This is a genomic window from Gemmatimonadota bacterium (genome assembly GCA_026705765.1).
Lineage (GTDB): Bacteria > Latescibacterota > UBA2968 > UBA2968 > UBA2968 > VXRD01.
Genome location: JAPPAB010000147.1, coordinates 13979 through 28773 on the forward strand (window position 1 = coordinate 13979; position 14795 = coordinate 28773).

Consider the following 14795-nt stretch of genomic DNA (forward strand, 5'->3'; position numbering starts at 1 on the left):
GGTTCACCATGAAAGCCGCTGTTTTGCGCGAAGCGCATCAGCCAATTACTGTAGAAGATGTCGAAATTGCCGATCCAATCGGGCGCGAAGTATTGATTCGCACCGCCGCCGCAGGAGTCTGTCACAGCGATGTTCATTATCAGCAAGGACTTTATACCTGCGAGCTACCTGCCGTGCTCGGCCACGAATCAGCGGGCATTATAGAGGCGGTCGGGCCAGACGTGACCTATGTAAAACCCGGCGACCATGTAATCACCTGTCTATCGGTTTTTTGTGGACATTGTCGCTACTGCACCACCGGACGTCCAAATCTATGTGAAGATAGGGAATCGACACAGCGCAAAGAGACAGATAAACCGCGCCTATCCCAGGATAATCAAGCGTTCTTCCAATTTGCAAACCTCGCCTCTTATGCAGAACAGCTATTGGTACACGAAAATGCAGTATGCAAAGTCCGCGAAGACATGCCACTGGACAAAGCAGCCCTGATCGGATGCGGTGTGACAACCGGCGTTGGCGCTGCGCTCAACACCGCCAAAGTAGAGGCTGGCAGCACAGTAGCTGTTGTCGGATGCGGTGGCATTGGCCTGAGTGCTGTACAGGGTGCGCGAATAGGCGGTGCAGGGCGTATTATTGCAGTAGATACCGTCTCTTCCAAACTGCAACTGGCCCGAGAATTAGGCGCGACAGACCTGGTCAATGCCAACGATGGCGACCCCGTTGAGCAAATAATGGATCTGACCGGCGGAAAAGGCGTGGCGTACTCTTTTGAAGCCGTCGGCTTAAAACAGACTGCGGAACAGTGTTTTTATATGCTCGAAGAAGGCGGCACCGCCACGATAATTGGCATGATTCCCCAGGGCGTTAAAATTGAACTTACAGGACACAACTTTTTGCGCGAGCGCAAAATTCAGGGATCGAGCATGGGGTCCAATCGCTTTCGCGTGGATATGCCGCGGTATGTGGATATGTATCTCATGGGCAATCTCAAGATCGACGAAATGATTTCACACAATATATCCTTAGATGATATTGACGATGCGTTTAAGGCTCTGATCGCAGGTGAAGTCGCCCGGCAGATCATCATATTTGACATATAACCAAATGGATGCGCTATGAGTTTAAATACCGATCTAAACCGAATCCGCAGAGATGGCTGGACCGTAATAGAAGGCGTAATCCCGGAAAATGAGGTAGATGCCATACGCGATCACGTATGGCATTCGACCGGGATACACGGCAGAGCAAAGGCCGCAAAAGACGGCATCGGACACGTGCCGGGCTTTATACGTTATGACCAATCCCTCGCGCCCTATCTCGCAGACGCAAGGCTGATGGCTATCCTCGAAGCTCTTTTTGGCTCCTTTGTCAAAGTGTCTTATGTCTCAGCGACCATCAACCGTCGGGACAACCCACGGGGCAGATGGCATGCAGACTGGCCGTTTAATCAGATCAACGCCTCACATGTGCTTGCACCTTATCCAGATGCGATAATGCATATCACAACCCTGTGGATGTTATCTCCCTTTACCCATGAGAATGGCGGCACACTGATCGTGCCGGGCAGCCACCGATGGTCGAATAATCCAACCGGAAATATAGATGTGGTTCCGCACGAACCTTATTCAACCGAGATGAATGCAACGGGTCCGGCAGGAAGCGTCCTCGTGCTGGACAGTCGAATATGGCACGCAACTGCCCCCAATCAATCGCAAGAGGACCGGGTATCCGTTGTCGTTCGCTATGCCCCCTGGTGGTTGAACACGCGCGTATTGATGCCGGGATCTGAAGAGCGCAAAATGATGGTGGATGAAACCGGCTTGACCGATAACGACCAGGAACCCGTACCCCGCCAGGTTTACGAAGAATTGCCGGAAAACGCGAAACCCCTGTTCCGACACTGGATAAGCGACTGAAAGGGAAAAGAATGAGCACAGTCACCGAACGACATATCCAACAGTATCGAGAAGAAGGATACTGCCATGTGGAGGGATTGATCCCCCCCGACCTCATGGCGAACGCCTGGGCGCGAGTGCGGGAAATAGTAGATCATCCGCCAGATTGGGAAAAAGGCAGATTTCAAGTTCTCAATCCCGAAATATATCGCGCCACATCAGGCGATCCAGTACCCAAAGGCATTCAACGTCCGGGCCTGGAAGAAGCGGTATTTGCCATCGTTGCAGAACACAGCAATATGGCAAACGCAATGGCGGCGGTTTTGGGCGGCGATGTGGAACTCTTCACAGATCAGATAGGGGTTAAACACGGATGGATTGACACTGAGCAAGGTGGATGCAGTTATTTTCACCAGGACTCGTGGTACTGGAAAATCGATCCCGAATTGGGTTGCAACTGCTGGATCCCGATGCAAGAAGTCGGAAAGAACGCCATCGCATTATCGGTCATGCCGCGCAGCCATATCGGCTGGGAACTCGTACCGCACGAATCTTATTACGACGACCCGCCGATGTACAGAAAATCCCATGTGAATGGCACCGAAACCTATGAACCGTTTAAGCGCCACCGCATCCCGCTAAATCAGATCGATTACTCCGATGAAATCCTGGTCAAAATGAAACCGGGCGACGGACTCTTCTTCACAAATTACACCTGGCATCGCAGCGAGCCAAATCGCACGAGTAACTCAATGGCATTTTACGCGATTGCATATCAGTTGAAAGATCCTGTGTAAAAACAGGGACCTATCCCTCTCGCCACGGGGGCACCGTCCACGTATTGTGCCAATCCCACGCCCACACAACTCTTTTATCGGGCAATTCAACCTCGTACTGGACGCCGGCAGTGAAGGGCAAAATTTGGGTTCGGTCGCCAGCGTGCTCGCGGATACTCTCGATAAAAGCATTCGCATCCGTAACATCGGGAGGCCAATGTCCTTCGGGAATAGGATCGGTTTTGCGATCTGTTCGATAATGGGTTGGAATCAAAAATCGGGGCTGCACGAGATCGAGAAGACTTGAAAAAACGGGCCAGTTCTTCAATCCCGTTTTCATGTGGATGAGATAATCCACGCGACCCTTTAGATTGCCCAGCGCGGGATAGGTCGCGTGGAGATCCCCGGTGTGATAGAACGACATATCTTTCTCAATATATGTGATTAAATAACCACAGGTGGGTAAATCGGGCCGCGCATTTTCACCGCTTTCAACAGCTTCTACCTGCACAGCGCCCAGGTCGCACGAAAAGGGACCGGGAAAAGTGCGCGCGTCATCGGTGCGATATTTGGGAAAGAGCACCTGGATTTTTTCCTCGGGTATATGCTTGCTAATGGGCAAATCCCGAGAAAAAGCCGCATCGCCATAATTTTCGTCAACAGGTTCGTTTGGGGTCATACAACCGATATTGACAAAGAGTTTCTTGAAGCGATCCCCCCGGCACAATTTCGTCAGGGTTTTGGGATGACAGTGATCAAAATGCTCGTGGCTGATAAAAATGTAATCGTAGATGGGTTCGGCATCCTTTAGATTATCACCGAAAAGATACGGATCAATGGCGATATTGACATCCCCCGAGAGAATGTCGAAAGCACCACACCCCCACCATCTCAGATATATATTGCCCATTGTAAGCCTCCCGTAGTGTAAGTTTGACCAATGGAGTTTAGTAGTTTATTGTTAATTAGCAAACTAAATTTAGATGCGAAAGGAAAAAACATGGCGCGTGTTGGGTTGATCGGTGTCGGAGATATGGGCAGCGGGATGGCTGCGAACATCTTGAAGAACGGACATGAGCTTGTCGTATATGATTTGCGCCCCGAACAATTGAATCCATTTGTCGAGCAGGGAGCTTATGCGGCCAAAAATGCAGGCGAAGTAGGCGAACGCTCGGACTTCGTATTCGTCATGGTCATGAATGGCGACCAAATTAAAGCCATCTTAAACAATGGTCTGTTGAACAGCATGAAACCGGGATCGACATTTATCTGTACCGCAACCATATTGCGGTCGGAATTAGTCGAAATCGCGCAATATCTGGAAGAGAAGGATATTCGCGTCATAGACGCCCCGGTAAGCGGTGGCGCACCCGGCGCAGCGGCTGGCACACTGACAATGATGGTAGCGGCACAGCGAGATATTTTTGAGGACGCCAGAGAAGTCCTCAACGCAGTCGGAGAAAATATCTATCACGTCGGCGAAGAAATCGGAGCCGGACAAACCGTGAAAGCGTGTCTGGCCGTCTTGACAGGCGTCACCTATGCGGGCATCTTCGAAACCCTATCACTGGGCGTAAAAGCTGGCGTAAAACCCGAGACCCTGTACGAAGTCATCAACACGAGTGTGGTCGGTAGCTTCTTATTTCGGGACACAACACAAAACATCATGGAACGAAATTTTGCGGGCCAAAGCCGCATTGGCACAATGTACAAAGACCTCGGAATCGCAAAAACACTGGGGCGCGAATGTGGCGTGCCCCTCTTCACCCTCTCATCGGCTGCGGAGTGGTTTCAAGCGGGCATCAGCGTAAACCCCGAAGAAGCGAACTGGGCAATCATCAAAATTTTTGAAAACATGCTGAATATTGAAGTGAAAAAACGGTAAGACGAGATTGGAGCTTACAGTGAAACTCGGTGTAATTACAGATGGAATCAGCAGGGATTTTGAACACGCGTTGAATGTCATGGCGGAATACGGACTGAGATATCCAGAACTCCAGTTTGTATGGGATCGAGAAGTAGGAGATCACGACGCCGGGCAAGTGGCGCATATGAAGACACTACTCAAGCAGCACCACATGGAAGTCTCCTGCATCTCGCGGCACAACTTTGGCGGCTTGCCCGTATTGCAAACCGAAATAGGAGATCCCGTATTTGAGGATCATGTATCGGGATTGCGGCGGTGCATTGCCCTTGCCAAAACCCTCGGGACAAATATCGTCAGAATTATGAGTTGTAAAAAAGAAATGATACTATTTGGGTACAACGGCGCAGAAGACTGGATTGTCACAGCCGGTGCATGGGACAAACTGGTGAAACTGATGGCTGTACCCGTCCAAATAGCCAAAGAAGAAGGCGTAACACTCGTCGTTGAAACGGGCAATAATGCCATGATAACATCGGGATTCCTGGCCCGAAAATTGATCGACGAATTGGGTAGCTCCCACCTCAAACTCCTGTGGGATATTCCCAACACAATGTACTGTACGGATATCCCCTATCCCGATGCCTACAATGAAATTCGCGATTACATCGGCCATATTCACATCAAAGACGCAAAAGCCGATATAGCGCGTGCGACCGTTGGATTCTATCCCCTGAGCGAAGGCGACGTGGGACCATATCTGGAACCCATTGCAAACGCGCTCAAACGCGATGGATATGCGGGCGCAATCTCTTACGAAAGCGTCTATCGTCCCAAAGGTGGCACATTTGAAGATGGATTCAGAGCGAGCGTTGCGAAATTTGTAGAAATTTTTGGCTAAGGAGGCCTCCATGGCTGATCCAATGCGGTTATTAACCGATGAAGAGGTACAGCGATTTATTGTGGATGGATGCATGACAGTCCACGCAGATTATCCGCCCTCATTCCACGCGAATATCCACGAACAGATCGAGACCGTCTTTGAAAAAGAGGGCAACCCCGGCAATAACATATTGCCCCGGATACCGCAGATCGGGCAGGTATTTGAACACCCCAACGTAAAAGGGGCACTCACCAGCTTACTCGGACCGGGATACATCTTGAACCCCCATCGTCACTGCCACCTGAATCCCCCGGGGCGAAACGGACAGCGATGGCACAAAGACTGCTATGTATATGATCACAATTTGCGACACCCGAAATTCTACTGGCTGCTCGCTTTTTATTTTCCACAGGACACAACTGAGGACATGGGACCTTCAGGTGTATTGCCCGGCATGCAAATCTATAAAACCATCAGCGATGTAGATCCCGCGCAAACAAAAGAAAAAGCGCGGGCATTTTGTGGACCTGCGGGCACTGTAGCGCTAATCCACTTCGACTCCTGGCACCGCGCAACCGAGAATATAAGCACCAAAAATCGGTACATGCTGAAATTCCAATTTGCGCGCACACAAGAACCGCAAAAACCCATATGGGATCACCAGAATCGCGCGTGGTCCCCGGGCATTGAAGATCGGCATCCAGCCATATCAAAAGACGTATGGAACTGGATGTGCGGAAACGCACAGAAAGAACGCGAGACGCCAGAGAGCAATCTAAAAAATTTGATTCGCGTCCTGAAGAATGGACCGGAATGTGACCGATTGGACGCGGCGTATAAACTCGCTGAATTTGGCGCAGAAGCCGTACCTGAACTCATCTCCGCCATGCGAGAAGAAACACTCGCGACAATTGAAGAAACAGAAGCCAAAACGCCTGATAATGCCCATGGAACAAATCCCACGAGTGGGTGCGCGGCTCTATCCCTCGCATCCATCGGAAAACCCGCAGTCCCTGCCCTCACAGAAACATTATCAGACCATCACTGGTGGATACGAGCGGTCGCTGCCAATGTATTGGGACGTATGGGATCAAACGCCATTGCTGCTGCGCCCGCTTTGAGAAACGCGATAAAAGACAATCACTGGTGGGTGCGCCGCAATGCGATCGAAGCCCTGGGCGCACTCGGAGATTCTTCCCCAGAGCTACGCTCTGTTCTGACACGGGCACTCGACGATGAAGACTATCGCGTGCGCCGCAACGCAGCCCTCACCCTTGCAAAATTCGAAAAATCGGGCGATATTGCAGTTGAAGCACTGACAACAATGCTCGAAGACGAAAACCGCTACAACCGTTTTTACGCCGCATATCTGCTGAAACAGATCGGCACACCTGCTGCACGAGATATTCTGTTCCAAAACCTGTTCAACTCTCGCTGGTGCTCCATTACGACCAAAGACAATATGTACTGATCAAGGCTGGGACGGCACAAGGACCGTCCCTTACAATGATATTGTGATTTTGTAGGGGCGCCCCCCTGTGGTCGCCCGCTAACCATTGACCGTCAACCGTTTATTTAAAAAAAATAGTGCGAAAATTTTATTTTTCGTTACATTATGTATAAGTAAGTAAAAACTTACTTATAGTCATTCCGCCCTACTGGAATTGGGCGGTGAATACTGGCTACGGACCACTTTCTCAGGAGCAAAAATATGATCAGAGCGTGCTTGCTTGGGCTTATCTGTATAGCGATTTGCGCGCCGTCGGCTAATAGTGATGACATAGCCGGTATTGTAAAAGAAATCACGGGCGATCTCGCTTATGTATCTGGACTCAACGGAGCGGCATCCCTGGGAAGCCAATTGCAGATGGACAATGGGTCAACGCTTCAGGTCATCAAAAAACTCGACGACGACGTACTCGTCGCTCGCGTAGTCGAAGAAAACGGCTCACCCGTAAAGGTAGCGGATCGCATACGCGTTGTCACAACGCACACTTCTGACGATGCACCGCGCGCTGTTTATGCCACCCGCGTGGATAAAGGTCCCAAACTGGACGGGCGTTTGGACGACCCTGCGTGGCAAAACACAAAACCCATCGAGGGATTTGTCCAGCGCGACCCGGGCTACTGGGTGCCGAGCACCGAACGCACAACAGCCCGCATTGTTTACGACAGGACAAAAATCTATTTCGGATTTGAATGTTTTGATTCCGAGCCACACAAAATCGTGGCAAACAACATGCGACGCGATTCCGAAGTATGGGGCGATGACAATGTGCAAATTCTTCTGGATACTTATAACGACCGCCAGACCGGAGCATTCTTCTTCGTCAACTCCCTCGGCGCAAAACGCGATCTGATCTTATCGCGAGAAGGCCGCACCTACAACGATGATTGGGATTGCATCTGGGAAGCCAAAGGACACCGGCACGACAAAGGCTGGTCGGTTGAGGTCGCGATTCCATTTGACCAACTGCGATTTAAGGACGAAGAAGATGCGGTATGGGGTATTAACCTCGCGCGATTTATTGCCCGCAAAACCGAATCAACAGCATTGATGATAGGACAAAGATCGACATCACCAACGCAGCGCTATCGCACAACAGACCTCGCAGAACTCAGAGGACTTAAATCCTTAAAAACCCGCCGCGTATTTCAGATCAAACCCTATGTATTGCCCGGCGCACTAAAAGATTTGCAGGCGGATGACCCATCTGTACAGGAGACTTTTGAATCCGGTGTAGATGTGCGATATGGCCTCACGCCCAACATGATACTGGACCTGTCCTACAATACAGATTTTGCCCAGGTGGAAGGTGATCAAGAGGAAGTAAACCTGACGCAATTCTCGCAATTCTTCCCCGAAAAGCGCGAATTCTTCCTGGAGGGATCCAATCTCTTTGACTTTGGTGAAGCCGCCACGAGACGCGGCGGAGATAGCCGCCCACCTACTATTTTATTTTACAGCCGTCGAATCGGCCTGGAATCGGGGGAACCCGTACCCATTCTTTTGGGCAGCAAACTGGCGGGCAAAGCTGGCAAGACGAGCATTGGCGCATTGAATGTATTGACGGATTCCAAAACGCTTCATGATGATACATTTGTCCAGCGCAGCAATTTCTCGGTGTTACGCCTGAAACACGACGTGATAGCGCGATCAAATATCGGTGCCGTTGTCGTGAACAAACAAACCCGTGCTCCAGACACAGGTTGGGACCAATACAACCGCGCTGCTGGGCTTGATTTCAGCTTTTCACCATCCAACGCCCTCAATTTTCAGGGATTTTACGCGCAAACCTGGGATTCTGCTGAAGATGCGCAAACAGGGGCTGCGGGATTTTTACAGGCTACCTATTCGGGGGGTGTTTATTCCAGCACGCTAAAATACGTCGATATTGGAGAGCATTTTCTACCCAAAGCTGGATTTGTCAACCGCCGCGCAGGATTGCAAAGACTCAGGCGATACGAGGCACAATTCAGGGCGCGAATACCCGCCAACACGAATCTCATTCGCTATATTTCCACGGGACCGCGATTTCGGCTTTTTGCAGATCCCAGTGACCCAACAAATAAAGTCAAATTCTGGGATTTGCAGGTCGCTACTTATACGCGCTTCAATGCCGGAGACTGGTATCGGGTCGAATTTACGCGGACACACGACGTGGTCGAGCGCACATTCAAGCCATCGAAAAAACGACCAGATATAATTATCCCACACGGCACATACAATTTTACAAAATTCAGAACCGGTCCCTATCCGAGCCGCTCGCGGAAAGTCCGCCCCGAGTTCGATATTGAAATCGGCAACTATTACACCGGCAAGCGATATAAACTTTCACTCGAAAACAGCTACAGACCTTCTGGGAAACTTTCGATTGAAACGGATTACGAAGTCAACTGGCTGCGCTTGCCCCAGGGCAACTTCAATATTCAGGTATTGAGCAACCGCTTGATCTATTCATTCTCCACGGACTTTTATGTCAAACTATTCGCCCAGTGGAATAATGACCGCGAACAGGCCAGCGTAAACGTATTGCTAAATTACCGCTTCCGCCCCGGCAGTGATATTTACTTTGTCTATGACCAGGGCTTTGATGTGACTTACGATCATAATTTGGATGATCGAGATGTCTTGCGACAATGGAATGAAAGAAACCGGGCCGTTCTCATAAAAGTCTCATACATGCTGGGGATGTAACCCCTCTCCCATGGTATCAACTAAAAAGACCGGACAAAGCGTCCGGTCTTTTTTTATCCGCGACCTATATAAGGCATCTTGGTCGCCATAATCGTCATAAACTGAACATTTGCATCTAACGGAAGGCTCGCCATATTGAGCACGGCTTGTGCAACGCCCCTGACATCCATCGTAGGTTCTACCAGAGTAGATCCATTGGCTTGCGGAACGCCGTTTTTCATGCGCTCGGTCATATCGGTCGCTGCATTGCCAATATCGATTTGTCCGCAGGCGATATCGTATTTGCGCCCATCGAGCGAAGCGGATCTGGTCAGACCAGACACCGCGTGTTTGGTCGCCGTATAAGGCGCAGAATTTGGACGGGGAACGTGCGCCGATATCGATCCGTTATTGATGATCCGCCCACCCCGGGGCGTCTGGTCTTTCATAATCTTAAACGCCTCCTGAATACACAGAAAGACACCCGTTAAATTGGTATTGACGACCGTTTGCCATTGCTCAAAAGTCAAATCCTCGAGATTGACGCCAGGCGCGCCCACACCCGCATTATTGAAAAGTACATCCAGGCGTCCAAATTTCTCTTTTGTCTGTGCAAAAAGATTTGCCACAGACGCTGGATCGCCAACATCTGTCGGCACAACAAGCGTTTTAGAATCATCTACACCCGCTTCACTTACCGTGGCATTCAAAGTTTCTTCCCGTCGTCCTGCCAGGGTCACAGAATATCCCGCATCCAAAAAGGCAAGCGTGGTATGTTTGCCAATCCCGCTACCCGCGCCAGTGACAATTGCAACTTTGCTACTCATAGTCAAATCTCCTGATAGGTTGTGGTTTATGTCTGACGCATGATAACATACAGAACGCATAAGTCAAAAAATTTATGTACAGCCGAATGCACGGGAATCAAAGACAGATTCTCGCGTTCGGGCATCATGATTATTTTTATTTGCCAAATCCATGTCTCTCATGTTATCATACCCCACCAAACCGCCAAAGCTCCAACAAGAGGGAGGAAACCATGCGCCTATTAATCCTTGCAATCCTATCCATCGGTCTGCTAACGCAACCGCTTCAGGCCAGGATTGAGTCGCAATCGGGTAATCCGGACTTTGATGCGAGTGGCACGGTCGATTTTACCGACTTCTTGCTCTTTGTCGGCAAATTCGGGGCTCGTCAGGGCGATGAGAGGTATGAAGCCCAATTCGATTTGGATGGCGACGGCGAGGTCGGATTTGGCGACTTTCTGATATTCGCCGGGAGCTTTGGCAAAGCAGCTCCTGCGCCTGAGGCTATGGGCAAAATATACTGGACAGACTCCGGCACGGGTAGCGACAACCCTCTACAGGATGATAAAATTCAACGCGCCAACCTCGATGGCTCCAACGTTGAAACCCTCCTTACCTACGACAACGCGTTGCGAATTCCAAGGGGCATTGCTCTGGATGTAGCCGCGGGAAAAATGTACTGGGCAGACTCCGTCACAGATAGTATTCGGCGTGCCAACTTCGATGGTTCTGACATAGAACTGATCATAGATACCAGAACAATCGGTGGTCAGTCACTTCCCGGTCCGGCCACCACCCCGCGTGGCATTGCTCTGGATCTGGCAAGCGATCCCCCAAAGATGTACTGGGTAGATGCGGGCAGGGCCAATGTCGATAATGGTAGAATCTGGCGCGCCAACCTCGACGGCTCCAGTCCCGAAGCCCTCGTCACCTCTGGATTGGTTAATCCGCAGAGCATCGCCCTGGATGTAGCCGCGGGAAAAATGTACTGGACAGACTCTGGCACGGGTGCCCCCAACCCACTTCAGGACGATAAAATCCAGCGCGCCAACCTCGATGGCTCCAACGTCGAAACCCTCCTCACCTTCCAAAACTTCTTGCGGGTTCCAAGAGGCATTGCTCTGGATGTAGCTGCGGGAAAAATGTACTGGACAGACATCGTCAGAGATAGAATCCGGCGTGCCAATTTAGATGGTTCTGGTACAGAAGATATCCTCAACACCAGAACATTCGGTGGACAGTCACTCGCCGGCCCTGCCACTGCTCCGCGCGACATAGCTCTGGACCTGACAGGCGATCCCCAAAAGATGTACTGGATAGATGCGGGCACCGGTAACGTCGATGACGGTAAAATCTGGCGTGCCAATCTCGATGGCTCCAGTCCCGAAGCCCTCGTCACCTCTGGATTGGTTAACCCACATGGCATCGCCCTGATGCTCGCGCCGTAGGCTACAATTACAATAGAAAGGATGGATAATGGCGATTCTGTTTGCCCGGACGGAAAATTTGGAACGATCATGGCCGTATGTGCCAGAGGCACTGATAGCGCGGCTAAATGAATTAGACGAAGTGCGCATAGTACAGGTAGAACGCGGCGTACCACTTTCAGAATTGACGGATTTATCGCATGTATCTGCCATCGCGCTATTCGGCGGACAGTTGACAGAAGCGTGTTTGGCACGCGCGCCCGAATTAAAAGCCGTGGGGGGCGTGCTGGATAATTGGGGACATCGCAATCTTCCGGTCGATGGCATGTTTGAACGCGACATCCCCATCATTGATGGCACGCGCGCGTGGGCGGCATCTGTCGCAGAAATCACACTCGCCCTGACATTAAATGCCCTGCGCTTGATACCCCAATGGCACAAACGCATGGCATCGGGGGAACGCCTGTGGAATTTTAAATACGCGCAATTTTGCGACAACCCAGACTTCATCAACGGCACATTGGGAACCAAAACCGTCGGCGTCATGGGACTGGGACAAATCGGCGGACGGATGGCAATGTGGTGCAACGCACTCGGCTCGCGCGTACTGGGCTACGATCCATTTATTCCAAAATCGCGCCTGGATGAACTCGGCGTAGAAGGCGTGGAAATGGACACCCTCGTAGATGAATGCGAGATAGTCGTCGTCACCATACCGCCAACGCCATCTGCCAGAAAAATCCTATCGCGGGAACGCATTTATCGGTTGCGCAAAGGCAGCCTGGTCGTAATCACCACCCGCGCACATGCCGTCGATATGGACGCATTGCGGGAACGCATTATCGCCAACGAACTCGCCGGCGCATTTGACGTATATGACAATGAACCAGTGCCCACAGACGACTTATTGCGCAATCGGAACAATGTGGTACACACACCCCATATTGCCGGACGCACGCGAGATGCGAACTTGCAAGTCGCCGAAGTAATCGGCGATGATTTCGAGCGAATCTTAAATGGCGAAGCACCCCAGGCTCGGCTCTCCAAAGAAGCGATAGACGTGCGCGGATCGCGCACAGATCTGCCAGCGATGCAGAATCAATAAACCCTTACAGGAGGAAACATGAAACTCGGACTCAACTCTGTTCTTTTTGGCGCGTGGGACATGGAAACCGCTTTTAAGTACACGGCCATGGCAGGATACGACGGCATAGAAGTCGCGGCAATTGGCGGCATGAGCCAGCACCTCGTCCTCGACAACTGGCGCGAAACAGCCCGGGAAGCCAGGCGTCTGGGACATGAATACGGCCTCGAACTCCTCGCCATGGAACAACCCAGACAAGACCCTGAAATGATGGAAAAAGCCTTTCGTGCTGCAAACGAAGCCGGCATCCCCGTCGTCAATTGCGGTCCGGGTGGGAAATCAGATGACGAAGAAACCTTCCAGCAAAGCATCGACTCCCTCGGCAACCTCGCCAACATGGCCGAAAAATACGGCGTAACCCTCTGCGTCAAAGCCCATGTGGGCGCATCCATCTACAACACCCCAACCACCCTGCGGGTGATGGAAGCCATCTCATCCCCCGCATTTGGCATTGACATGGACCCCTCGCACATCCACCGCGCGAACGAAAACCCGGTAGAAGCCATCGCAGCCGTTGTCTCGCGCGTCAAACACGTCCACATCCGCGACTGCAAAGGCCGCGAACGCGGTCCCGGTGACCCTGCAAACCAGGCCAATGGTCGCGGCGACATTGACCTCGTCGGTTATATCCGCGTCCTGCACGAAAACGGTTACGACGGACCCGTCAACCTCGAAGTCATCGGCACAAGAGCACAGGGACACAGCCTGGAACAGTGTTGCATCATCGGCGCGGAAGCCCGCGGACACATGCAAGCATGCTTGCAAGCGTGCGGCGCGCGATAAACAGGAACCTATCATCTAACATAGAAAGACCTCTCACCATGCCCGATAAACCCAATATCCTCTGGATCTATGGCGAAGACCTCTATCCCAACCTCGCCTGCTATGGCACGCCAGCCGTGCAAACACCCAACATCGACAAACTCGCATCGGAAGGCACGCTATTCACAAATGCGTTTGTCACCTGCCCGGTGTGTTCCCCGAGCAGATCGGCCATCATCACCGGCCGCTATCAAACCAGCTTTGGCGCGCACAACCACCGCAGCAAGCGCGACACCCCATTGCCCGAACACATTCGCCTCATCACCGACTACTTCCGCGATGCGGGATATTACACCTGCAACAGCCCGGGACCGCCCTTTGACAAACCCGGCAAAACCGACTTCAACTTCCAGCGCAATGGCGTCTTTGACGGCATCGACTGGACCCAGCGCGCCGAGGGCCAGCCCTTTTACGCCCAGAACAACATCACCGACACCCATCGCAACTTCACGCCCGACCCGCAAAACCCCGTCGATCCCGACGCCGTAGAAATCCCACCTTATTATCCCGACCATCCCCTCATCAGAAAAGACTGGGCAATGTATCTCGAAAGCGCTCAGGTCTTCGACCGCAAAGTCGGCCAGGTACTCCAGCGCCTCGAAGACGAAGGCGTCGCCGACAACACCATCGTCTTCCTCATCGCCGATCACGGACGCGCGCACATCCGCGACAAACAATTCCTGTACGACGGCGGCATCCGCATACCCTGTATTGTGCGCTGGCCCGGACACATCGACGCAGGCGTCGTAAGCGACGAACTCGTCAGCGGCATAGACCTTGCGCCCACCGCACTCTCGCTCGCGGGTTTAGAAGTCCCCCCAGAAATGGAAGGCAACATCTTCCTCGGTCCCGATGCAAAATCCCGCAGCGAAATCTACTCAGCACGCGACCGGTGTGACGGCACAGTAGATCGCATCCGCTGCGTACGCACCAAAAACTACAAAGACATACGCAACTATCACCCCGACCGTCCCTACATGAAATTCAACCGCTACGAATAC

13 protein-coding genes are annotated in these 14795 nt (G+C 51.8%); 11 read left to right on the forward strand and 2 right to left on the reverse strand.

What is annotated here, in order from left to right; all coding sequences use genetic code 11:
- The first annotated feature begins 8 nt into the window (after nt 1-8).
- From OXH16_19025 to OXH16_19035, 3 genes are read left to right on the forward strand one after another with little or no spacing between them, the layout of a single operon-like run.
- Entirely contained in the window at nt 9-1100 is a 1092-nt protein-coding gene (locus tag OXH16_19025; GenBank protein ID MCY3683497.1) for a Zn-dependent alcohol dehydrogenase, read from the forward strand.
- A gap of 15 nt (nt 1101-1115) precedes the next feature.
- Nucleotides 1116-1916 carry a phytanoyl-CoA dioxygenase family protein gene (locus tag OXH16_19030; protein MCY3683498.1) on the forward strand — a complete coding sequence of 267 codons (801 nt, stop codon included), beginning with the start codon at nt 1116-1118 and terminating at the stop codon, nt 1914-1916.
- An 11-nt stretch (nt 1917-1927) separates the two neighbouring features.
- On the forward strand, nt 1928-2692 hold the full coding sequence (locus tag OXH16_19035; GenBank protein ID MCY3683499.1) for a phytanoyl-CoA dioxygenase family protein: 765 nt from the start codon (nt 1928-1930) through the stop codon (nt 2690-2692).
- Between the two features lie 10 nt (nt 2693-2702).
- On the opposite strand, the gene OXH16_19040 is transcribed toward OXH16_19035, so the two are convergent.
- Entirely contained in the window at nt 2703-3581 is an 879-nt protein-coding gene (locus OXH16_19040) for an MBL fold metallo-hydrolase (protein MCY3683500.1), read from the reverse strand.
- 90 nt (nt 3582-3671) lie between these two features.
- Between OXH16_19040 and OXH16_19045 the strand changes: the two genes are divergently transcribed.
- From OXH16_19045 to OXH16_19060, 4 genes are all read left to right on the forward strand, one after another.
- Nucleotides 3672-4556 (forward strand): NAD(P)-dependent oxidoreductase, encoded by an 885-nt coding sequence (locus OXH16_19045; protein ID MCY3683501.1) that lies wholly within the window; start codon nt 3672-3674, stop codon nt 4554-4556.
- A 19-nt stretch (nt 4557-4575) separates the two neighbouring features.
- Complete coding sequence (locus OXH16_19050; GenBank protein ID MCY3683502.1) at nt 4576-5436, forward strand: sugar phosphate isomerase/epimerase; 861 nt, start codon at nt 4576-4578, stop codon at nt 5434-5436.
- Nucleotides 5437-5446: 10 nt separating this feature from the next.
- Nucleotides 5447-6889, forward strand: a complete 1443-nt coding sequence (locus tag OXH16_19055) for a HEAT repeat domain-containing protein (GenBank protein MCY3683503.1) — start codon at nt 5447-5449, stop codon at nt 6887-6889.
- Between the two features lie 240 nt (nt 6890-7129).
- Nucleotides 7130-9616: a DUF5916 domain-containing protein gene (locus OXH16_19060; GenBank protein MCY3683504.1), complete on the forward strand. Its 2487-nt coding sequence runs from the start codon at nt 7130-7132 to the stop codon at nt 9614-9616.
- A 53-nt stretch (nt 9617-9669) separates the two neighbouring features.
- On the opposite strand, the gene OXH16_19065 is transcribed toward OXH16_19060, so the two are convergent.
- Complete coding sequence (locus tag OXH16_19065) at nt 9670-10422, reverse strand: SDR family NAD(P)-dependent oxidoreductase (protein ID MCY3683505.1); 753 nt, start codon at nt 10420-10422, stop codon at nt 9670-9672.
- A gap of 212 nt (nt 10423-10634) precedes the next feature.
- Here OXH16_19065 and OXH16_19070 point away from each other — a divergent pair, with 212 nt between their 5' ends.
- The 4 genes from OXH16_19070 to OXH16_19085 all read left to right on the forward strand — a co-directional run.
- Complete coding sequence (locus tag OXH16_19070; protein MCY3683506.1) at nt 10635-11849, forward strand: hypothetical protein; 1215 nt, start codon at nt 10635-10637, stop codon at nt 11847-11849.
- Nucleotides 11850-11877: 28 nt separating this feature from the next.
- On the forward strand, nt 11878-12933 hold the full coding sequence (locus OXH16_19075; GenBank protein ID MCY3683507.1) for an NAD(P)-binding domain-containing protein: 1056 nt from the start codon (nt 11878-11880) through the stop codon (nt 12931-12933).
- 18 nt (nt 12934-12951) lie between these two features.
- On the forward strand, nt 12952-13755 hold the full coding sequence (locus OXH16_19080) for a sugar phosphate isomerase/epimerase (protein MCY3683508.1): 804 nt from the start codon (nt 12952-12954) through the stop codon (nt 13753-13755).
- A gap of 38 nt (nt 13756-13793) precedes the next feature.
- The coding region (locus tag OXH16_19085; GenBank protein ID MCY3683509.1) for a sulfatase at nt 13794-14795 on the forward strand (1002 nt) is incomplete at its 3' end.